General features: G+C 38.0%; 21 protein-coding genes. 6 read left to right on the top strand and 15 right to left on the bottom strand.

From position 1 onward, the window contains the following. Positions 1-68: 68 nt before the first annotated feature. From HMPREF2571_RS07600 to HMPREF2571_RS07580, 5 genes are all read right to left on the bottom strand, one after another. Positions 69-2,039: a peptide ABC transporter substrate-binding protein gene (locus HMPREF2571_RS07600; RefSeq protein WP_070847611.1), complete on the bottom strand. Its 1,971-nt coding sequence runs from the start codon at positions 2,037-2,039 to the stop codon at positions 69-71. Positions 2,040-2,274: 235 nt separating this feature from the next. Continuing rightward, positions 2,275-3,258, bottom strand: coding sequence for a phosphate acetyltransferase (pta, locus tag HMPREF2571_RS07595; RefSeq protein WP_070847608.1), 984 nt, complete (start codon positions 3,256-3,258; stop codon positions 2,275-2,277). A 13-nt stretch (positions 3,259-3,271) separates the two neighbouring features. Next, on the bottom strand, positions 3,272-4,168 hold the full coding sequence (locus HMPREF2571_RS07590) for an RluA family pseudouridine synthase (RefSeq protein WP_002884380.1): 897 nt from the start codon (positions 4,166-4,168) through the stop codon (positions 3,272-3,274). Then, the gene (locus HMPREF2571_RS07585; protein ID WP_002884507.1) at positions 4,165-5,001 is read right to left on the bottom strand and encodes an NAD kinase; all 837 of its coding nucleotides are present in this window, start codon (positions 4,999-5,001) and stop codon (positions 4,165-4,167) included. The genes HMPREF2571_RS07590 and HMPREF2571_RS07585 overlap by 4 nt, the downstream gene beginning before the upstream one ends. Next, complete coding sequence (locus HMPREF2571_RS07580; RefSeq protein ID WP_070847605.1) at positions 4,973-5,647, bottom strand: GTP diphosphokinase; 675 nt, start codon at positions 5,645-5,647, stop codon at positions 4,973-4,975. The genes HMPREF2571_RS07585 and HMPREF2571_RS07580 overlap by 29 nt, the downstream gene beginning before the upstream one ends. Before the next feature lie 95 nt (positions 5,648-5,742). Between HMPREF2571_RS07580 and HMPREF2571_RS07575 the strand changes: the two genes are divergently transcribed. The 6 genes from HMPREF2571_RS07575 to HMPREF2571_RS07550 all read left to right on the top strand — a co-directional run bounded on the left by HMPREF2571_RS07575 (position 5,743) and on the right by HMPREF2571_RS07550 (position 10,518). After that, entirely contained in the window at positions 5,743-6,318 is a 576-nt protein-coding gene (locus HMPREF2571_RS07575) for a CYTH domain-containing protein (RefSeq protein ID WP_037604672.1), read from the top strand. Between the two features lie 274 nt (positions 6,319-6,592). Further along, a complete protein-coding gene (locus HMPREF2571_RS07570) occupies positions 6,593-7,564 on the top strand; it encodes a ribose-phosphate diphosphokinase (RefSeq protein WP_070847602.1) in 972 nt (323 codons plus the stop codon). 3 nt (positions 7,565-7,567) lie between these two features. Next, positions 7,568-8,692 (top strand): cysteine desulfurase family protein, encoded by a 1,125-nt coding sequence (locus HMPREF2571_RS07565; protein ID WP_070847599.1) that lies wholly within the window; start codon positions 7,568-7,570, stop codon positions 8,690-8,692. Next, positions 8,682-9,029, top strand: coding sequence for a DUF1831 domain-containing protein (locus HMPREF2571_RS07560; protein ID WP_002884733.1), 348 nt, complete (start codon positions 8,682-8,684; stop codon positions 9,027-9,029). The genes HMPREF2571_RS07565 and HMPREF2571_RS07560 overlap by 11 nt, the downstream gene beginning before the upstream one ends. 141 nt (positions 9,030-9,170) lie before the next feature. After that, entirely contained in the window at positions 9,171-9,830 is a 660-nt protein-coding gene (locus tag HMPREF2571_RS07555; RefSeq protein WP_013990215.1) for a redox-sensing transcriptional repressor Rex, read from the top strand. Further along, positions 9,823-10,518: a gamma-glutamyl-gamma-aminobutyrate hydrolase family protein gene (locus tag HMPREF2571_RS07550; protein ID WP_013990214.1), complete on the top strand. Its 696-nt coding sequence runs from the start codon at positions 9,823-9,825 to the stop codon at positions 10,516-10,518. The genes HMPREF2571_RS07555 and HMPREF2571_RS07550 overlap by 8 nt, the downstream gene beginning before the upstream one ends. 57 nt (positions 10,519-10,575) lie before the next feature. On the opposite strand, the gene radC is transcribed toward HMPREF2571_RS07550, so the two are convergent. The 10 genes from radC to cps2T are packed head-to-tail and all read right to left on the bottom strand — an operon-like array spanning position 10,576 to position 22,613. Continuing rightward, positions 10,576-11,262 carry a RadC family protein gene (gene radC / locus HMPREF2571_RS07545; RefSeq protein WP_045768510.1) on the bottom strand — a complete coding sequence of 229 codons (687 nt, stop codon included), beginning with the start codon at positions 11,260-11,262 and terminating at the stop codon, positions 10,576-10,578. 45 nt (positions 11,263-11,307) lie between these two features. After that, positions 11,308-13,302, bottom strand: a complete 1,995-nt coding sequence (locus HMPREF2571_RS07540) for a DUF7657 domain-containing protein (RefSeq protein ID WP_045772222.1) — start codon at positions 13,300-13,302, stop codon at positions 11,308-11,310. A 17-nt stretch (positions 13,303-13,319) separates the two neighbouring features. Then, positions 13,320-14,747 carry a DUF2142 domain-containing protein gene (locus HMPREF2571_RS07535; protein WP_225901268.1) on the bottom strand — a complete coding sequence of 476 codons (1,428 nt, stop codon included), beginning with the start codon at positions 14,745-14,747 and terminating at the stop codon, positions 13,320-13,322. 10 nt (positions 14,748-14,757) lie between these two features. After that, positions 14,758-15,684 carry a glycosyltransferase gene (locus HMPREF2571_RS07530; RefSeq protein WP_045768507.1) on the bottom strand — a complete coding sequence of 309 codons (927 nt, stop codon included), beginning with the start codon at positions 15,682-15,684 and terminating at the stop codon, positions 14,758-14,760. Further along, positions 15,681-17,462, bottom strand: coding sequence for a rhamnan synthesis F family protein (locus HMPREF2571_RS07525; RefSeq protein WP_070847596.1), 1,782 nt, complete (start codon positions 17,460-17,462; stop codon positions 15,681-15,683). Before HMPREF2571_RS07525 ends, HMPREF2571_RS07530 begins: the two co-directional genes overlap by 4 nt. Further along, a complete protein-coding gene (locus tag HMPREF2571_RS07520; protein WP_045768505.1) occupies positions 17,459-18,493 on the bottom strand; it encodes a glycosyltransferase family 2 protein in 1,035 nt (344 codons plus the stop codon). Before HMPREF2571_RS07520 ends, HMPREF2571_RS07525 begins: the two co-directional genes overlap by 4 nt. Positions 18,494-18,513: 20 nt before the next feature. Continuing rightward, complete coding sequence (locus HMPREF2571_RS07515; RefSeq protein WP_070847594.1) at positions 18,514-19,719, bottom strand: ABC transporter ATP-binding protein; 1,206 nt, start codon at positions 19,717-19,719, stop codon at positions 18,514-18,516. Then, complete coding sequence (locus HMPREF2571_RS07510) at positions 19,719-20,528, bottom strand: ABC transporter permease (protein ID WP_014634840.1); 810 nt, start codon at positions 20,526-20,528, stop codon at positions 19,719-19,721. The genes HMPREF2571_RS07515 and HMPREF2571_RS07510 overlap by 1 nt, the downstream gene beginning before the upstream one ends. Further along, positions 20,512-21,468, bottom strand: a complete 957-nt coding sequence (locus HMPREF2571_RS07505) for a glycosyltransferase family 2 protein (RefSeq protein ID WP_045772218.1) — start codon at positions 21,466-21,468, stop codon at positions 20,512-20,514. The genes HMPREF2571_RS07510 and HMPREF2571_RS07505 overlap by 17 nt, the downstream gene beginning before the upstream one ends. After that, positions 21,465-22,613, bottom strand: coding sequence for a beta 1-4 rhamnosyltransferase Cps2T (cps2T, locus tag HMPREF2571_RS07500; RefSeq protein WP_045772217.1), 1,149 nt, complete (start codon positions 22,611-22,613; stop codon positions 21,465-21,467). The genes HMPREF2571_RS07505 and cps2T overlap by 4 nt, the downstream gene beginning before the upstream one ends. Between the last annotated feature and the right edge of the window lie 61 nt (positions 22,614-22,674).

The following is a 22,674-nucleotide window of genomic DNA, read 5'->3' as shown; positions in this document are numbered from 1 at the left end:
AAGAAAACACTAGAGTTAAGCCCTTTTTGGACAAAAGAAAAAGGCAAACTGCCTTTTCCTCAAGAATATTATTTAACGTGTTTCTCAAGATCTTTTTGAGTTTTTTCGTTAGATGCTTTCTTTTCTTTAAGCCATTTTTCACGACTTTGTTCATATTCTTTCTTAGTAACTACTTTTTCTTGTGGTTTCACATATTTGAAGTAGTCTGATGAGTTCTTATCACCCACTTGCATGCTAGCACCCGTAAATGGTGTCAAACGTGAGATAACTGGTGCTGCACCGTTACCAACAGTCAATGGAATGACAAGAGAGCTATCTTCCAACCAAGCTTGGGCTTGAGCATAACGGTCGTAACGAGCGTTGAGGTCTGTTGTTTCTGAAGCTGCTGAATCAAGCAAGGCGTCATAATCTTTAAGACCTACTTGAGCTGCGGCAGCATTGTTTGGATCATCATACCCCATGAAAGTCTTGGTATTTTCACTTGAAGTTGTCTTAAAGATATCAAGGTAAGTTGATGGGTCTTGATAGTCTGGACCCCAAATGACACCGTTTGAAATATCCCAGTCTTCTGCCGCTGCATTAGCCGCGTTAAGGGTTGCATTTTGTATGTCATCAGATGATAATTGGTTAACATCGATAACCACATTATCGCTACCCAATGATTGCTCAATGGTTTGTTTCAAAGATTGGGCCTGAGCAACATTGATTTTAGAACTTTGGTCAACAGGAAGGTCCAAGTGAATTGGGAATTGAACACCATCTGCTTGGAGAGTTTCCTTAGCTTTGGCAAACTCAGTCTTAGCTTTTTCAGCATTGTAGAGGCCATCTTGACCATCAGTAAAGTTTACACCTGACCATTCATCACCATAAGAGGACATTTTCTCTGTTACAAGATCTCCAAAGGTCTTATCACCTGCACTGACAAAATCAGAAGGAACAAAGAGGTTACGTAGAGCTAGAGCTGCACCATCTTTACCATTCATTTGTGATTGATAAGCCGTACGATCAATTGCGAAGTTGATTGATTGACGGAAGTCTTTGTTTAGAAGAGCCTTCTTAGTTGATGTCTTTTCAGCATCCGTCTTCTTGGCTGAGAATTTATAGCTTTGGCGGTCAATATTCACACCAATAGCCGATGTAGATGCACCTGGTGCTGTGTAATAAATATTATCTTTATAGTTTTTCTCAACTGAAGCATAGTTAGAACTCGTTGGGTAGACACGAGCCAAACTATAGGCACCATCCGTGAAACCACGTTCTAGAGCCTCTTGATCCGAACCGTCATAATATGACAATTTGATGGCATCAAAGTGTACATTCTTCTTGTCCCAATAATTTTCATTCTTAGTCAACTCAATAGATGATTTAGCTGTCAAAGATTTAAGAAGGAAAGGACCGTTATAAAGGATAGAGGTTGGGTCTGTTGACTTACCAAAATCTTTTCCTTTATTCTTAAGAAAGTCTTCGTTAACCGGGAAGAGCAAACCATAGGTTGTCTTAGAATTCCAGTATGGTTCTGGTTTTTTAAGGGTATATTGCAATGTGTGATCGTCGATTGCTTTGACACCTACATTTGAGAAATCTTTATTGGCACCAGAGAGGTAGTCAGACAAGCCTGCAATAGAATCTTGTACCAAATAGAGGGCTCCAGCTTTGGAATCAGCCGCATGCTTAAGACCAGTCACAAAGTCCTTAGCAGTCACATCAGCATACTCTTCACCATCTGAAGTGTACCATTTAACACCCTTACGGATTTTATAGGTATAGGTAAGACCATCTTGAGAAACTGACCAATCTTCAGCTACAGAAGGAACAAGGTTCCCATATTTATCAGCTTCCATAAGACCATCTACACCATTAGTTACAGCAGTCTTAGTAGGTCCAGTATTTGACGTGATATAGTCTAAAGTTTCAGGATCTGAGTTATAAATATAACCATAAGTCGTTCCACTAGTACTTGACTTAGAAGAACAAGCCGCTAAGGCACCTACACTGAGGAGTGCCACACCCGCAAGGGCTAACCATTTGCTTTTTTTCATAAGATTTCTCCAAAAAATAAAATTTTACTCTTTCATTATAGCATAAATAATCAAGAAAAACAGTCGTTGTCAGACAATTTGCACAAGTATTTTACATGATAAAACACGATAAACTCAACAACCCCTTGTATTTCCTAGATTTCTAGCCACTTCAATCAATTTATTTTTAATCACTCGTCATGCATAAAACAAAAAGGTCTAACACCTTGGTTAAACCTCTGTTTTTAAGTAAAAATTAGCCATTAAGAGCTTGAGCAGCTGTGATAATCGCCAAATTGTAAATATCTTCAGCACTAGCCCCACGTGAAAGGTCGTTAACAGGTTTATTAAGACCTTGCAAGATTGGACCGATAGCTTCGAACATTCCCAAACGTTGGGCAATCTTATATCCAATGTTACCTGCTTGCAAACCTGGGAAGACAAAGACATTAGCATGTCCTGCTACGTTACTATCTGGAGCCTTAATCGCTGCTGTTGCTGGAACAAAGGCTGCATCAAACTGCAACTCCCCATCAATAGCCAAATCAGGACGCATTTCTTTAGCAATATTTGTTGCCTCTACTACCCTGTCAACTTTTGGCGATTTAGCAGAAGCTTTTGTTGAGAAGCTAAGCATGGCCACTTTAGGATCAATACCAAAAACTTTAGCTGTTTCAGCAGTATTAATTGCAATTTCTGCCAATTCTTGAGAATTTGGCTCAATATTAATCGCACAATCAGCAAACACCAAACGATGATCGGTATTTTCACGGTTCATAAGGAAAACACCTGATGTACGTGAAATGCCTGGTTTTGTTTTGATAATTTGAAGGGCAGGACGTACCGTATCCGCTGTTGAGTGAATGGCACCTGAAACCATTCCATCAGCAAGACCGAGTTTAACTAACATAACACCGAAATAGTTCACATCACGAAGCAATTTCTCTGCATCTTCGACTGTTGCTTTTCCTTTACGGATTTCAAGAAATTTTTCCTTCATTTCCTCAAAACCTTCATAGGTTTCAGGATTAATAATCGTATAGTTAAAGTCTGCAAAACCAAGATCGCTCAAGATTTTGTGAACCTCAGCTGGGTCTCCCAAAATAATAGGATCCACCAATCCTTCAAATTTCAAACGGGCAGCAGCACGAACCACACGGTCGTCGTTACCCTCAGGGAAGACAATCTTAACACCTTTCCCTGCAATACGTTCACGAAGTTCACCAAATAGACTACGCATAAATAATCCTCAATCAATCTTTTTTAGTTTGTAAGTTCATGATAACGGTTTCAAAATCATCTGTCAAGGAAGACGCATGGACCATCTCTTTTTTGGTGAACGGATCGATAAAGGCAAGACGATGACAATGCAAGGCTTGGCGCTTAATACCATAATCTAGAGAACCACCATAAAGGTCGTCTCCCAAAAGAGGCAAACCTAGGTGGGCAAAGTGCACACGAATCTGGTGCGTACGTCCGGTATGAAGATTGATATCAACCAACTTCACTCGACCATAATCAGCTACCAAGCGATAGCTTGTATGGGCATATTTCCCTGATTTATGAACCCGGCGTGTAATAATGGAATCCACATCACGCGCAATCGGTGCAATGATCTCTCCCTGCTCCTCAAGTTTGGTATCACCTTCAACCAAGGCATAGTAATGTTTCTTAATAGACTTCTGCTGCAACTGCTTATCCATACGCGCGTGGGCATAACCATGCTTAGCAAACAGCATGAGACCAGACGTGTCCTTATCCAGACGTGTTACAATATGCACACGCTGGTTAGGATAATTGTTGCTAACGAAGTGATGCTTGACGAAATTAGCCATAGTATTGTCATGGTTAACACTTGGAATACTGGCATAGCCATAAGGTTTATTAATCACCAAGAAGTTATCATCCTCATAGACAATATCCAAGTCAAAAGGAATAGGCTTCAAGGTCTCGTGCGGTGCCTCATCAGGGATTTCAATGGCAACCACATCTCCTTCATGGACAGGATAAGTCGCAAACTGCTCCTCGCCATTGACCCAAATATGCCCACCCTCAAACTTAATCTTGGCCAGTAGCCCTTTAGAAATATCATGTTCCTTCAAAAAGGTCTTGACCCGACAAGAACGCCCTACTGTAAACTCATATCTCATTCTTCCATGTCTCCGATAAAGGAATCACGTACCCGTTCCCAGAAACTGGTATGACTGGCACTAGCCACAAAGGAAATCTTACGTTGGTCAATTGAGAATTCTACCTTTTTCACATTACGGTTGGTATAGGTTTTATTATCAACGGATAGAGTGTAGCTTCCCATTCGGGTAGGATAAACCGTAATCTTCTCATGCTTGGGCACAATAAGGGGACTTCCTAAGGTACGGTACACACGATTATTTAGACTGGCAATCTCAGTCAGTTGCAAAGCTTCAATGGTAGGATGAAGGACCGCACCACCCAAAGATTTATTGTAGGCCGTTGATCCTGTAGGCGTTGACACCGACAGCCCGTCACCACGGAAGCTCTCAAACAAGACATCATTAAGGCAAACATCTGCTGCCATGGTTTTCTCATTACGCTTGATGGCTGCTTCATTGAGGGCAATCGACGTAAAAGAACGCCCGTCAGCCAGGGTCAATTTGACATTCAAAAGAGGGTAAGAAATCTTAGCACCACTGTCTTTTCGAAGCGTCTCGATTAATTGATCCACTTCACTGTCCAAATAATCCGTATAAAAGCCTAAGTGACCTGTGTGAATCCCTACAAAACGCACACGAGCAAGCTCTTTTTCATACATATGAAAGGCCGATAGCAACATGCCATCACCACCAATTGAGATGACCACATCTGGATTTTTCTTGGTCAAATAAAAATCAGGATCATCTCGAAAGGCATTAAAAAGTTTTGAGGCCACACGCCTACTTTGGGGTTTACCATTGGCAATAATAGCTACCTTCATCTCATCCGAAGAGGTCTTCATCTGTGTCATCACTATTTCCTACACTATCCTTCAAAGTTCTGTTAATTGGATCAAAGAGCAACTGGGCATCTCTAATATCATCACGTATCTTACGCATTTCTTCATCAAGTTCATAAGCCATACGAGCCGTAGTTTCCAAACGAAGTTTAATCTCCTCTGGAAAGTTCCCCTGATACTTGTAATTAAGGGAATGTTCAATGGTGGCCCAAAAGTTCATGGCTAGAGTCCTAATCTGAATCTCCGCAAGAATCTCCTTACGACCATCAATGGTATCAACAGGATAAGAGACGATAACATGATAAGAGCGATAACCCGAATGTTTACGGTTTCTGATGTAGTCACGCTCTGAAACAATGGTCATATCACTACGATGACGTAGCAAAGCTAAAACCTCATCCACATCATCGACAAATTGGACCATGACTCGGAGACCAGCTATATCCTGCATATCTTGAGCCAAATTTTCAACCGAAAGGCCACGAAGGGCGATTTTCTCCTCAATGGAAGCCACTGACTTCACACGTCCCGTCACAAATTCAATAGGCGAGTGACGATTTTGCTTACGAAATTGTTTACGAATGCCTCGGAGCTTGATTTTGAGCTCACCTACGGCCTGAATATAGGGGTCTAAAAATTGTTCCCAATCCATGGTCAAGATAGGACTCCTCCTTGTCAAAAGCTTTAGTTTTTTATAAAATAAATACAATCTGTTATATTATACCACATTTGAAAGCACAAGGGAGGACACACATGAACCATTTAGAGATAGAGTACAAGACTCTACTCACCAAAGACGAGTACAATCGTTTAGCGATGCTTTTCTCCCATGTGACACCTGTTACGCAAACCAACTACTACATTGACACTCCTCAGAGTGACATGAGAAATAAAAAACTCTCCTTGCGTATCAGGACGCTTCCCACTCATGGTGAGCTGACCTTGAAGATCCCTGAAAAAGTCGGAAACATGGAGTACAACGTTACCATGGATTGTTCGGATGCTAAGGCTTTGACTAAGTCGTTGGACTTTCCTGATTGTCAGATCAAATCCATTCTTCTGGAACGTGGGGTTAAACTTGAGGACCTAACCATCCTCGGGCATTTGACCACTACCCGTCGCGAGTATCAGACCAACATCGGCCTCATGGCCCTCGATGTCAATGTCTATGCCGATAAGAAAGACTACGAGCTTGAACTAGAAGTTTCGGATGCCGAGAAAGGTAAAGACGACTTTGATGCCTTCCTTAAAGAAAATAATATTGACTTTAAGTATGCCAAGAGTAAGGTTGCACGCTTTGTAGCTACCCTCAAACGAGACAAAGACTAAAAGTTAGACAAGGAGTTGGCTCCTTGTCTTTTTATGTTTAAACACATGCAGCGTTAAATACCACAAGCATTTAGAACTCCAGAGGGGAATAGATTTCTCTAAAAACGCATACAAAAGAATTTTATCTAACAAAGGTTCGGTATTTTTCACTAATATCATACTTTGATGGCTGAAATTTCTGCTTCTTTTTGCTAAAATAGAACTATCTGTAGTTTTATTACAATAGCCCTAACTGGGCTTAGCATCTTATTTTTTTAAAGGAGTCACCATCGTCATGGTACATCAAAAAGCAAACCCACAATTGAAATTGTTCTCGCTCAGCTCAAACCCAGAAATTGCTAAAAAAATTGCTGAGGCTACTGGATTGCCACTTGGTAAAGTATCTTCACGTCAATTTTCTGACGGTGAAATCATGATCAACATTGAAGAGTCTGTTCGTGGGGACGATATTTATATCATCCAATCTACAAGCAACCCTGTTAACGACCACCTTTGGGAATTGCTCATCATGATTGATGCCTGCAAACGTGCCAGTGCTAACTCTGTCAACGTGGTTATGCCTTACTTTGGTTATGCACGTCAAGACCGTATCGCTGCTTCACGTGAACCAATCACTGCTAAATTGATTGCCAATATGCTGGTTAAAGCTGGTGTCAATCGTGTCTTGACACTTGACCTTCACGCTGTCCAAGTTCAAGGTTTCTTCGATATCCCAGTAGATAACCTCTTCACAATGCCATTGTTTGCTGAATACTACAACGAAAAAGGATTCACAGGAAGTGATGTTGTCGTTGTTAGCCCTAAAAACTCAGGTGTTAAACGTGCTCGTAGCTTGGCGGAATACCTTGATGCTCCAATCGCTATCATTGACTACGCTCAAGATGATTCAGAACGCGAAGAAGGCTACATCATCGGTGAGGTTGAAGGAAAAACAGCAATTTTGGTTGATGATATCCTTAATACTGGTAAAACATTTGCTGAAGCAGCTAAAATCCTTGAACGTAGTGGCGTTAAAGACATCTATGCAGTTGCTAGTCACGGTCTCTTTGCAGGAGGTGCTGCCGAAGTCCTCAACGCTGCTCCAATCAAAGAAATCTTGGTAACAGATTCAGTTGCGACTAAAGAAAAAGTGCCTACAAACGTTAAATACATTTCAGCAAGTGAGCTAATCGCTAACGCTACTACTCGTATCTTCGAACGTCAACCACTTAGTCCACTCTTTGCATATACAGCACACGAGGACTAAGCTATGGTTTATTTGGACAATGCAGCAACAACTCCTTTAAATACTGCTGCTATTTCAGCTATGACACATGTCATGACTGAAACCTTTGGAAATCCATCCAGCCTCCATGCTTATGGTCGTCAAGCTTCCAAGGAACTTCGTGAAGCCCGTGAAGAAATGGCCAAACAATTTGAAGTCCCTACTCGTAAGCTCATTTTCACTTCTGGGGGGACCGAAGGAAACAATACAGCTATCAAAGGTTACGCCCTAGCCAATCAAGCTAAAGGTAAGCACCTGATTACAACTGCTATTGAACACCACTCTGTCCTTCACACCATGGCCTACTTGGAAGAGCGTTTTGGTTTTGAAGTAACCTATATTCAACCAGAAAATCAAGTCATTACTGCCCAACAAATCGCTGATGCCTTACGTGACGATACTATTCTAGTTTCTGTTATGTATGCCAATAATGAGACCGGCCAATTGCTTCCTATCAAGGAACTTGGTGACTTGCTTGCCAATCACCAAGCTGCCTTCCACGTTGATGCCGTGCAGGTAGCAGGAAAACTTCCTATTCACCCAGAGCAACTTGGAGCTGATTTTCTCTCTATTAGTGCCCATAAATTCCACGGACCTAAAGGTGTCGGCTTGCTCTATCATAACGATTTGCATTTTGACAACCTACTCCATGGTGGAGAGCAAGAGGAAAAACGTCGTGCCAGTACTGAAAATCTGGTCGGTATTGCAGGTATGACCGCTGCTTATAAGAATGCTAGCGAGAATTACCAAGCCAATTACCAGCATATTGAAAAGATTCGTCAGGCCTTTCTAGATACCCTTACCGTTCCTTATGAAATTAATGGTGGAGGATCTAGTCTACCTCACGTCATCAACATCAGTTTTCCTGGTAAGGAAAATGGCCCTCTCTTAACCTTGTTAGACCTAGCTGGCTTTGCCGTCTCAACGGGTTCTGCTTGTACTGCTGGAACTGTTGACCCTAGCCACGTCATCCAGGCCCTCTATGGCAAGGATTCTGACAAACTAAAAACAGCTATCCGCATTAGTTTATCAGAGGAAAATACTGCTGAAGAACTCCAAGCCCTAGCAGAAAAACTTAATCAAATCATAGGAGACCAACATGGCATTTGAAAAAAGCATTCATTTGACTGACTGTAAATACCGTTACACCATCAGTCCTAATGTCAAAAAATTCACCCTACGTGATACGACTTTTGTGCAAAATAAAATTGGAAACTACGAGTTGCACCGCCTTCTCGAAAAAGTGCCTAACTCAGGCGAAGGTTTCCCACTTAAAATCACTATTAACAAAGACTTGACTGGTTTCAAATTGTCAATTACAGATAAATCTGGTCTTCGTAACGTTAATATCTTTAAAAATGAAGATCATCACATCTTGCAAGAGAAATTCTATTTCTTGATGCAGAGTTTGGTTGACCGTAACGTTTTCGAACAAGAAGAAGTCTAAATTTTTTCTTACTACATAGAAATAGCCTATCCTTGTGATAGGTTTTTTATATCGCCTCATCTATACTATTTTGTTGCAATCTTCACAAACTTTTCTTAAAATATAAGAGAATCATACTAATTGAAGAAAGGAAAGCGATCAATGACATTTGAGAAAAACATCCCAAACGCCACTGCCAAACGTCTCTCTCTCTACTATCGTATTTTCAAACGATTCCATCGTGAAAATATCGATAAAGCAAGCTCTAAACAAATTGCTGAAGCGATTGGGATTGACCCTGCTACTGTTCGTCGAGACTTCTCCTACTTTGGTGAGCTAGGTCGTCGTGGCTTTGGTTATGACGTGAACAAACTAATGACATTTTTCGCTGAACTCCTTAATGACAATGCGACTACCAAGGTACTTCTCGTAGGTGTTGGGAATGTCGGGCGTGCCCTCCTCCACTACCGTTTTCAAGAGCGTAACCGCATGCAGCTGGTCATGGCTTTTGATACAGACGATAACGAACTGGTTGGAACTCAAACTGAGGACAATATTCCTATCTATGGGATTTCCCAAATTAAGGACAAGATTGCTCAAGAAGATATCAAAACAGCCATCCTGACAGTGCCATCAGTTAAGGCTCAGGAGGTGGCTGATCTTTTGGTTGATGCTGGAATTAAAGGCATCCTCTGCTTCTCTCCAGTCAACCTCAATCTTCCACGCCACGTGGTGGTCCAATACGTAGACCTGACTAGCGAATTACAAACCCTACTCTATTTCATGAAAGAAGAAGAAAAATCAAGGAGGAACAATGACTAAACCAATTATCGGAATCACAGCCAATGTAAGGCCTAATCCAGCCCATGAAGACATCAACTGGTCCTATGCCCCATCTGGCTTTGTAGAAGGAGTTCAAAGAGCCGGTGGCCTAGCAATCCTACTACCCGTATCCGATCCATCGGAAGCCAAGACCTATATCTCCATGATTGACAAGCTCATCCTTATCGGTGGGCAAAACGTTGACCCTAAATTCTACAACGAAAAGAACCATGCCAGTGAAGATGACTTCTTCCTCGAACGTGATATCTTTGAAATGGCACTTATCGAAGAAGCCACTAAGCAAAAGAAACCCATTTTTTCAATCTGTCGTGGAACTCAACTCATGAACGTCGCACTAGGTGGTAGTCTCCACCAAGACATCGAGAATCACTGGCAGGACAAGCCTTCTGATTACCTCTACCATGAGATGATTGTTGAAGAGGACAGTAAGTTGGCAGAAATTTACGGACGTGAAACCTCTATCAACTCCTTCCACCATCAAAGTATTAAACACTTGGCCTCTGACCTCCGTGTCATTGCGCGTGATCCTGAGGACAACACTGTCGAAGCCGTTGAGTCAAATACACCAGACCTTCGCTTCCTTGGTGTCCAGTGGCACCCAGAGCTTCTCCTAGACAAACGTGAAGAAGACCTCAAACTCTTTCAATACGTTGTTAACGAACTTTAAAAGCAACTGAGACTGCACTCAGTTGCTTTTCTCTTGTCTTTATCACATCGCCTCAATCTAAAGCTCAAAATCCTCCCTCTCCTCACGAAAAGAATAATAGGTCGATTTGCCAACAATCAGATGATCAAGCAGACAAATCCCCAAATCATCGCAAGACCGCTTAATCTTTTGCGTAAAATCAATATCATTTCGACTCGGATAGGCCTCACCCGATGGATGATTGTGAACCACAATCAGGGACGTTGCCATCAGATGACAAGCATAATGCAAAATCTCACGTGGCTCAGCAATCGAACGACGAACACCACCAATAAAGACCGTCTTCTGCTGAATAACACGATTCTGCGTATCCAAGTAGATAGCCACCAGATGCTCCTGAGGCTTGTCCCCAATATCCAACATCATACGACGGGCTACTTGCTGACTGGACATAATCTGCTCGGAACGAGCCAACTCGGCCTTCTCAATCCGCTTAGCCAACTCCACCATAGCCTTCAGCTCAATAGACTTCACACGCCCAATACCAGGAATCTTCTGAAGCTCATTCAAAGACAAACGAGACAAATCCGCCAAACTCGTCATCCCTTTCAAAATACGATTAGCCATAGATAAGACCGACTCAGACTTGGTCCCTGTCCGCAGCACTATCGCCAACAGCTCCTGGTCCGATAAAACCTCTGCTCCCTTCTGTAAGAGTCGCTCACGAGGCAAAAGCCCCGCCTCCTCAGATACAATACTATACATAAGAAAAAACCTCCTACTTACCTATTCGTAAGTGGGAGGGGGAAGTTAATTCAAATATTCAAAGATTCTATTATTATCATTATCCTGATAAATCTCTGTAAATGACGAACCAAATTCTTTATTTAAGTCTCTAGTTGTCAAAATATATTTTACATTTAAGTCTTTTAACTCATTTATATTTAAGTTAATATTTACATTATCGGGAACTGGTGTAGTCATAGATGTGTTCTCGTTCGTTAATGAATATTTTAAGTGTGCATATCTATTCCATACATCTTCATATTGATTTTGCTTATCAATTTTAGTCATAAGTTGTCTATCGGGATAAAATCTAACACCATCTATACTTTTAGCACCAAACATTTGAACAAAGTGATAGAGATTTGTAGAATCAGACATCCAAATCGCATTAGGATTTTTTCCTACAATGCTTTCAACTTCATGAGATAGTAATTTATTTTCAATAGCACCTATGCCATGTGTAACCGGATTAATAGTCAATCCACCCACAATTATAATGGCTAACATAATAGGATAGAATACTCGTTTTTTTCTATAAAGAATACAAATAAAAGCAATTAACATAATCACAATTAAAATAACAGATGTAAACCTTCCTAAATAATTCTTATAGATATCATCTGTTAGTCCTCTGTATAAGTAAAGTATCGTGACAGTGAATAAAGATGGTAAAATTTTAGTTAAATTTACTCTCTCTAATTTATCCCATATAAAGGATATAAACCATATCGAAGCAAAAACTGCAATTACTGACATCGATTGCCACGACCTCGAAAATGGTACATAGCTAAACAAAGTCAATTTAGATAGTACCGTTGGTATACCAACTATACTATAAAGCATCAGCATTAGTGAATAAACTACTAAGACAATCCCAAAGATATTTTTATTTATATCTTTCCTCTTAATAACAAAAGGCAAGATCAGAAGTATATAAAGCAAGAAATTAAATGAACTTGATAGTTCAACTTGGTTACTCACTTGAGGTGCCTTAAATGGCAGAACAATATTATATAAGAAATCACTTAAATTTTTCCAAGTATATTCCCCACCAACGGAAATTCTTTTTCCTGGGTATACTGTATGAAGAGTTGCTGATATTGCATCCCAACTTTGATAAATAGTTATTGCATCTATCATAAGCGAAACAAATAAAGTTAATGCAATAACAATCACGTCAAATAGTTTAACTTTTTTATTTCTTAATGCCTTGAAAAACTGTATTACTGTAAATAATAGAATAATATAAGCAAAGGGGACTTGGAATGCTGGATATATAATTAACGGGAACCCAATAAGAGCAACTATCAAATTTATTGCCATTAATATTTTGAACACTTTCTTTTCAGAGTTAAAATAATGATATATAGACACCATTATCAATAATGAAAAGAATACCACATCGCCAAGATGTTGCATAAACCACCATTGTACTGTTGGTGTGAAAGTTATCCAAAAACTTGATACAGCTGATAATAGCTTACGCTTAGAGGTTAAAATCATAGCAAATTCATAAGCTAATAGTAGCATTGCTATAATTTTAAAACTCCAATACCAAGATAACCCTCTAGACGCTCCTAAGAAAAGAAATCCCCAGTTAAATGGTTTCCCTATCGTTGAAATGTGCCAGGATGAAACGTTATAAGCCATCATCATATTCTGACCTGAAACTTGATAGGATTGATTTGTAAAATGATTTCCTGTTTTTACCTGAGATAAGTAAAAAGGTGTTTGAACTAACCATTCATCAGATCTGATTGGTCTAGGACTACCTATAATAGTATCATCCGTACGATCTAGCGATGGAACCCATAACTTTAATTTTTGAAAACCTTGATAATCATCAACCGTCTTTGTTTCAGACTGGACACCTGAAACGGTTTCTCTAACACCAAAGTTATTCCAATTAGCAATTGAACTACCATTAAGATTTAAACTTACTGAACAAAAAAGAGCAAAGAGGGCAATTACGTAACGCCACTTAATAAAAGATATCCCAAAACTACGAACTTTTTCCATAAAATTATTTTCCATTTCTAGAGTTGATTAAAAAGAATTAACCAGTAAGAAATCGCTGGTAAAATTGCCAATAACGAAATTATAGTCAGGTACAATCCAGATGATATTTTTCGTTTAGGAATTATGCTTAATAAAATGAAGTAAATCGGGATAAAATATCGTTCTTGAACTCCATCAATGGTATGACTACCAATTTCCGAGAACTGTAAGTAAAGTATGATAAATACCGAAACAATAAAAGCAAAAGAGATTAAATATTTTGAAATCTCAAACAACTTAAAATAAATATTTCTTGGTGCTTTTAGATAGTTTTGACTATTGTATTTAGTAAATACTGATAACACCAGTGCTGTAGCACTTAAGTATGTAAACAACTTTGGAATTGCATAAACAGCTAAATCATTCGTATATCCAATGGTATATACAAAAAAATTATAGCCCAATAATGTACGAGCAAGTAAGGTTAAAAAACTTGGGATATCTGATAAGATAAAACTCAACTGCTTGAACGTATCTACATTTCTACCAAAATAGGCACCTGTATTAATGTTCTTAACAATCAATACCCACCATACAGTTACCAAAAAACTAAGACCAAAAAGAAATAATAAATAAAAATATGCCTTATGTTCAAAATTTGATCTTTTTCTCAGTAAAAATGCAAGCGGTAATAGCAAAAATAAATATAGGAATATTGGAATTTTCCCCATTGATAATAATACCGTTACAATTGAGACAGCTAGTACATCATTCAAAGTAATGTTTTTTCCTTGCTTTAAAGAATAAACCACTCTCAATATTACAGCAAAGAATAAAGCTGAGATTGCAACCATATAACCATCGGCAGAAATATTCGTCCAACTAACTATTACAGTCGGAATAGTAGAAATAAATGCTAAAGTAAACTTCCCAACTGGTGTAATTTTAATAGCTAATATAAACAAAAGAAAATAGGTTAAGAAACCAATAAGTCTCATTAACAAATATTCTGTAACAGGCTTTATTCCAATAATTTTTGACAAATAAGCTGTAAAAACATATGGTAAGTAAGAAAAAGGTGTATAGGGAACAGTATTTGTATTCACATAAAACCTTTTCTGATTAGTATAAGGAAGTGAAGAAAATTTATGATACCAATCTTTATCCGTCGCTTTATACTTAGTAGAATTACCCGATTGAACTTGCTTAGCTTTTTCTATAAATTCATATTGTGTATTTGAAATTTTTCCTCCAGCAAGTGCAGGATTTCCATCCTGTAAACTAAGTAAATTACCATTTGAAAGTTCAATACTCCTTGCGTAATGCCCCATTTCATCTAATCCCACCATAGGGCTTCTCAAAGTAATCGACACTAATCCCGTAAGTAGAGTAACCATCAGAATGATTGTGAGCACAACATTACTATAACCTTTTCTACTCAAAAAATTATCTTTTATTGTTTCCATAATAGATTTATCAGTCCTTATAAAAGTCATAGATTTTCAACTCATACTGCATTCTATTTTGTCTTACTAGTGTATCTAGAATAAAACCAGCAATAAAAGATAAAGCGGCAAGAATCATCAACCCCGTTGCTAAAATAGCTGATGGCATCTTATCAATTAATCCTGTTTTAGCAAATTCAGTTACTACAGGAATCCCTACACATAGACCTAAAATGAATAATACAAGACTAACTAAGCTAAAGAACAATAGAGGTTTATAATCTTTAAAAAGGTTAAAAATCATTTTCAAAACTTTAAAACCATCTGAAAAAGTATTCAACTTAGATTCACTACCTTCTGGTCTATCTTGATAGGTAATCGGAACCTCAACCAATTTAAAACGTTTATCTAATGAGTGAATAGAAAGCTCTGTCTCAATTTCAAATCCAGGCGAAAGAACTGGAAAGGTCTTAACAAAAAGTCGATTAAAGCCACGGTAACCAGTCATAATATCTTGATAATTACCCTTATATAATTTATTCACTAGAAGTCTGACTAAATTATTACCGAAACCATGAAAACCTCGTTTATTCTCTTCAGCATAAGTACCATTTGACAACCTATCACCAATGGTCATATCAGCCATTCCTGAACGTAACGGCTCTAAAAGTTTTTCTACCTCATCTGCAGGATAAGTATCATCAGCATCAACCATAATATAGTAATCAGCATCAATTTCACGGAACATAGATCGAACTACATTTCCCTTACCCTGTCTAGGTTCAAAACGCACAATAGCACCGGCTTCTCTTGCTAATTCATTAGTTTTATCTTTAGAGTTATTATCATAAACATAAATATCCGCATTTGGAAGTGCTTTCTGAAAATCAGCAATAACCTTTTGGATAGTCACTTCTTCATTATAAGCTGGTAAAAGCACCGCAATTTTTTCTGTCATAATTTCTCCTTCATATTGTTAGATTTAAATTTTCTCTTTATTCTTCTCAAAATATACTTCACAGCAGTTCCTGGACCTACAATAATATATTTGAGAGCACCTTTTATACCACCGATATTATCAAAATTAATATAGGTATTTGGTAAAGTATCAGGTCGGATATTTAACACAACATTATCTACAAAAGGCGTAATATAGATATCGTTTTTTGCAATCGCATAATCATAACGTCTTGCCCATGCAAGGTAAACTAGAATACGCTCAATTGAATGCAAAATGGTATGTTGTGGAATTGGTTCTGCTGGGATTTCTTCATCTTGCAAATCAAGGTCAAATAATGGTTTCAAAGCATCATACTTGAACCAAATAAATGTTCCATAACTCATGATAAAAGTATTCATCTTATCAAAGTCAATTTCTCGACCAAGATTCATACGCTCCCATAAATCATTCATTCCTTCGGCAAAACGATTCTCATTCCAAGGATCCACAATTTTAGTATAACGGAAGAAAGTTGGAATATCAGCAATTACAAGCCCTAACCTATCATCACGTTCTAGATTTGCAATAATGTTATCAGCAGGTTGAATTAACATTGAGAAAAGTTCATTTCGCCATGAATCTCCAACCCAATAAGGGTATTCTGGTGATTTTTTCGTATGGAAATGTCCAATATAATCATAAGCAGAAAGTTCATCTTTCAACTTAAGCATTGGAATAACATCACGTCCACGATTCCCAGTAATAAAGATTCGAGCTACTTTTCCATTCTTATCAAGGATAGACTGGATCTCTTCCTTCTTCTCTTCTGAATCCGTTGTTAAGAAGAGGTCATAAGTAAAGTGAAAATTCTCAAATTGCTTCAAAAAGTCTTCGAGTAAGTCGATATAGTAGGCGTGAAGATGTACAGCAATTTTTTTAGTGTCTGAATATGTCTGTGAGCTTTCCTCAATGACTTTGCGATCAAGTAAATAAGGCGGAGTCGGTAAACTCATATCCGACATGTGTGACAAAATGAATTCTACCGGATAGTCCGTTCTATTCTCAATTTCCTTAAGCAAATAAGGTGCAAGGTGCTGGGTTAAATCAAATGTCTTAACCTTAATAAATGGAACCCCTGCATCAAGCAAAACATGAGGATAATGAATTGTAAAATTACTATGGAAAAACTTATCATTTAGTGGAATCGTATTAAGAATCGATTCATACTTAAATCCAGCATCCATAAACTTATTGGTATAAAGAGTTTCATAATTATCGATTACCTTTTGAACATCTTCGAAACTCTCAACTGATTTCCAGAACTTTTGGAAAACACTAGATTCAACTAAACGTTTTTTAAATGAAATAAAGTAAGATTGCAAATGTTCATGAATATAAATATCACCAGCCTTGATTCCTTGATGATTAGTCATACCCCAAAAATCTACATTTGGATTTGATTCATATTTATCATAGATTGGTGCCATATCCCATAGCGGACCAAAACAGGTATCATTCATAACAGTGACAGAATCATACTGTTTCAAGTTATCAAATCCAACAAATTCCATACCATCATGCCAAGCAGCAAAATCGTAGCCTTTATTCTCACGTTGGATAAAATCATCAATCAAGTGTTTATCACGAAGCTTTTGTACTTCACTTTCACTAAGACGACTATTTGAAATAAAAATCAATTTATCAAACAATGGTCTCATATGTTCAAGCTGATAAAATACATGTCGACTAATATGATCATATTTATTGAAATGAACATAAAGCAATAGACGTTTCATTTACTTCTCCTAAAGAAATTAATAATTTTAGTTGGTATTGTCCATCTTCTCGAAGTAACAACACTGTTATATTGGATTTGTAAGTCATCATATAAACTCTGTATACGATTCAACTCACTTTGAAAATCTTGATTTTCTTTCTTCAAGACTTCAATATACTCATTTTGGTCATGAGAAATTCGTGACACCTGATTCAGTCTTAAATCTAAATCTTCTATCTGACGGTCTTTTTTAAAAACTAAGATATCCAAATCACGATCCTTAACAAGAGCCAAGTGTGAAATTCTTTGAATATCCTGATCTGGATACTTGTTGAGATATTTAATTTGAGAATCTAAGATACCTGTGAACCGCCTTTCGGCAGTCTCCAATGTCATAGGTTTTGAATCAGATCCTAAATTCATACGATATACAGTAGTGGAATCACTCAAAAAAGAAATTTTAGTGCGTTTGAATAATTCAAGTTGTAACTCAAATGTATCATCTGTGGCAGTATCACTAATTTGAGCAGATACATCTTGCATAAGAGCGGTATCAACCAACCAGGTTGAAGCCATTGTCATTCCTTTCATGACAAGCATCTCTTCGTAAGAATCAATCAAAGGAAGTGCCTTATTAGCAAAGGCATCTTTTTGGAAAATATTTCCGTCTAGATCTACCATGTCAAATTCGGTATTTGACCATAGTGAATCTGTTGAAGCATCTAGCAAATCAACCTGCTTTTGAAGTTTTAATGGGTCCGTCCAAAAATCATCACTATCACATCTCGCGATGTATTGGCCCTTAGCTTCTTGGCAAACTTTTTTCCAAGTTCTAGCAATGCCAAGATTCACTTCATTACGAAAAGTTCTAACTTTTTCAGGAAACTTATTTTGATACTCTTGAATAATCTCATACGAATGATCTGTTGAAGCATCATCAATGATAATAATCTCGAAATCAAAATTTGTTTTCTGATTGAGAAAGCTATCCATAGCTTCTCGTACCCAATCCCCCTTATTATAATTGGTACAAATAATCGATACTTTCATTCAAACTTCCCTTTTTTCTCTTAAGAAAAACTCCACTTCCCATTTCTTTGAATAATACCAGTTGCAGAATCTTTAGCTGACTCATCATCATCATCAATATCATTCCTATTTAGAACAATAACTGGAATCTCATCAGCCGGAAGAAAGGCTAGAACTTGGTTATTCGCATCCCTTACAGTAATTTCGAGTTTTAACTTAATATCGTTTAGCCCTGCTAGTGAACACTGATAGTTTACTTTAACATCACCCTTGCCACTTGTTAAATTGTCCATCGTATTATCATTATAAATCCAAATATTACGATCAATATCTGTAAATGAGATAGCAATATAAGTAGGCACATCTTCTAGCAGAGTATACGTCAAATCAAATGAAATTGGTTCATTTGGTGTCGCTCTCTTAGAAGACAATAGTGATAACTTCAGATTTTCCACAAGCGAACCACTTCTTTCAATTCCAGATTGTTCTGAAGTGATTACTTGTTCTGTATTGTCAAAACTATATTGATTGGCAACGTCTCTAGGTTCGCCTTTGGCTTTAATGTACCCATCCTCAATCAAAATAGCCTTGTTACAGTACTTCTTAACAGCCCCCATATCATGGGTTACAAGAATTGTTGTTTTCCCTGATTTCTTACGTTCCATAAAGTAGTCATTACACTTACGTTGGAAGGCTTCATCACCTACTGCAAGAACCTCGTCAAGAATAAGAACATCACCCTGTGCCTTGATAGCCACAGAGAAAGCCAAACGGACCTGCATACCAGACGAGTAGTTCTTGAGTTTTTGGTTCATAAAATCTTCAAGCTCTGCGAACTCAACAATCTCATCATACATGGCATCAACTTCTGCCGTCGTAAAGCCAAGCATGGCTCCGTTCATATAAACATTCTCACGTCCAGTTAATTCAGGGTTGAAACCGACACCAAGTTCAATAAATGAAACCATTTTGCCATTTACGGTAACCGTCCCTTGTTCAGGAACATAAATTTGAGAAATAATCTTCAATAATGTTGATTTCCCTGAACCATTTCGTCCCACGATTCCGAAGAAATCACCTTCCTCAACTTCGAAGTCAATGTCTTTCAGGACATGTTGTTCTTTATAGCCTTTGATCCCTTTAAATCTATTTACTAAGGCAGTTCTAAGACTTTGAGTAGACTCAACCGGTAATTTGAAAAACTTACTTACATGGTCCACTTTAACTGCAATTTTCTTTTCTGTCATTAGAGAATCTCCGCAAATTTTTTAGCTTGATGATGGAAAATGTAGTAACCAATAGCAAAGATAACAAGTGGTAGGAAATACGGAATGATAGCAATAGCCTTATGACCAATTAAATCCCAACCACGTAAGCTACCTGAGAAGACAATAAAATGTCGCAAGTCCTGAATAATTTGTGCTAAAGGATTCAACATCATCAGTTTTGCAATCTTAACTTGTCCACGTTGTAAAATAAATGTCAACGAATAGATAATAGGTGTCGCATACATACCAGCTTGCATAACTACTTCCCAAATCGGACCAATATCACGGTACTTAACAAAGAGCGTTGCTAAGACAAAGGCAATACCAGCTGAAAAAAGAAAGAGTTCAGCAAACAATGGAATAACTGTCAACCATCCTAATGAGAAATTAACACCATTTACCAAGGCAAAAACAAAGACAACAAGAAGGTTAATCACATAGTTAATTGAAGCTCCAACAACTGATGAAATAACAATAATTTCTTTTGAAAAATTCAATTTTCGTAACAAGTCACCCCTTGATACAATTGACATCATCCCCATACTCGTCGCTTCTGAAAAGAAACTCCATGTAACCATACCGATTAAGAGGCCAATGGCGTAATGCGGTGTTCCGTCATCAAAACGTAAGAAGCGAACAAATACCAAGTACATAATTGTAAAGAGCATAAGTGGTTTCAAAATAGACCACAAATGACCGATTAAACTACCTTGGTAGCGCAATTTAAAATCGGTTTTAACCATTTCTCGTAACAAAATACGATTTTTCTGACTAAAAAAGTCTAACATCTTTTTCTCCTCTATATGCAAACTTTGTAAGAATCAATGTCGTAAACACAGTTGTGTGAAATGCTCTATTTTTTCGATAACCGTATTTTCGTATACGTGCTAAACGTTCTCTAAATGGAGCATCCATAATTGTTACAAAGTTTTCAATGATTTCCTTATTCTGTGAACTTAACGGGAGTTCCAGCAAATTTCTAGCCTGGTCTTGGCTAGCTTTGATAAGACTCCAATATTTGGCAAAAAGGATATGGGGTCTAACCCAATTTTTCATCCGCTTTCGCAAAGTTCGAGCTCCAAGGACATTACTGCTATGTTGACGATAGAGCTCAGTTGGCTCATCAATATAGACTAAGTTACCAAAGGCAGAAGCTAGCAAACCTAGATACCAGTCATGCATCAGTAAGTCATGCTTTTCCTCACCAGTCCATAGTTCTGCTAAAGCATGGTTAATCATGGCAACGCCACCAGTAACTGTATTTTCAGTCAACTCTTGAATCAACTCAGTATTCGCATGGTCAGACTGAGTACGAATCATACTCTCATGGAGGACAGACAAATTTTCATCCACTACCTTTAAATCAGTGTATATGAGTAAAGGTTTATCCTGAGAATACTTTTTGGCCTCTGCCACTTGGAGTGAGATTTTTTCAGGAAGCCAAAAATCATCTTGGTCACTGAAACAGTAAAGGTCTGCCTCCCCATGCTTAAGTAGGGCATGGAAACTTTTGATCACACCAACATTCTCGATATGATTCTCATTAATAAAGTGAATACGTGGATCTCGTTTAGCCAGTTGTTTAATAAGTTCGACTGTTCCATCAGATGAACCATCGTCACGTATGAGAAGTTCCCACTCCTGATAGGTTTGCTCTTGGATACTCTTCACTTGTTCTGCTAAATACTGCTCACCATTGTAGGTTGACAGTAAGATATTTACTTTCATGATAAAAATAGCTCCTCGTACTTACCTACAATTTTTTTCCAAGTAAAGTTCTGTTTCATGTTCTCCTTAGCTAACTTACCTAGTTCAGAGTAATCTAAAACGCCATCTACTTGATCAATCAAATGCGACAGATTGCCTTCATCTTTTTTCCAATAACGAGCTGTATCTTGAGCTACTGACCGGTTAAATGAGACGCCTAATACTAAATTCAAATCAGTTTGTGCCATAGCTTCCAGTAAGCCAGGGTTGGTTCCTCCAACTTCATGACCATGAATATAAGCAAAAGCTTCTTTGCGAATATATTTTAATAGATTTTGATCATAAACTGTTCCAACAAACTTCACACGTGGATCCTTATCAAACTGTGTCTTGGAACGCAATTCCTCGAAATAAGCATTGCCCTCATGATTACAAATAATAATTAAATCACGTTTTGTTGAGGAACTCATAAACTCACGAATGGCCGTTTCATAGTTATTTTCTGGAACAAAACGACCAAGAATCAAATAATAGTTTTTCTCGTAAGTATTCCACATCTTGTAAATATCTCTAACTTTGGCATCCTGATGAGTCAGTGTTGTCAGAGATAAATCAGTTCCATAAGCAATGTAAGTTGTCTTAGACCACGGATAGGCTCCTTGAATATAGGTTTCAATTCCTGGATTATCCGAGATAACTAAGTCAGCATGTCTTGTCATTACTTTCTCAGAGTACTTTAGATAAGCTTGTACTGGCTTGGGCCACTTAGCTCGTTTCCACTCCAAGCCATCTGGATTAATGTAGAATTTACCACCAATTTTATGAATCTTAGTAGCAAAGGGAGCCACAAAAGCACCTATAGTATTTCCTAGAACATAGAAAATCGGTTCTTCTATAATTTCCTCATGTATTATCTTCAAAGCGTAATTAATAGCCATCATATCATAGGCAATAACGCGAGCCGGTCCTAATTTAGGCGCCTTAATCGTGAAACAATCTACACCTTTATATTCGAAATGCTCATATGCCTTTTTATCAGAAAGGCAGGCAACATGGTATTTAATTTGGGATGAAACTTGGTTGGAGACTAATTGATCTACAAATGTCTCAAAACCACCGTATTTTGCTGGAAGTCCACGACTTCCGATAATGAATACGTGTTGCATAAATCCCCTTTCTAACAAGTCTATAATCTAGTCAATTATACCATTTTACAAGGCTTTTGCC

It is taken from the genome of Streptococcus sp. HMSC068F04, from assembly GCF_001837455.1.
Taxonomy (GTDB): Bacteria; Bacillota; Bacilli; order Lactobacillales; family Streptococcaceae; genus Streptococcus; species Streptococcus salivarius_D.
This window is presented reverse-complemented; position numbering and strand designations above follow the sequence as displayed.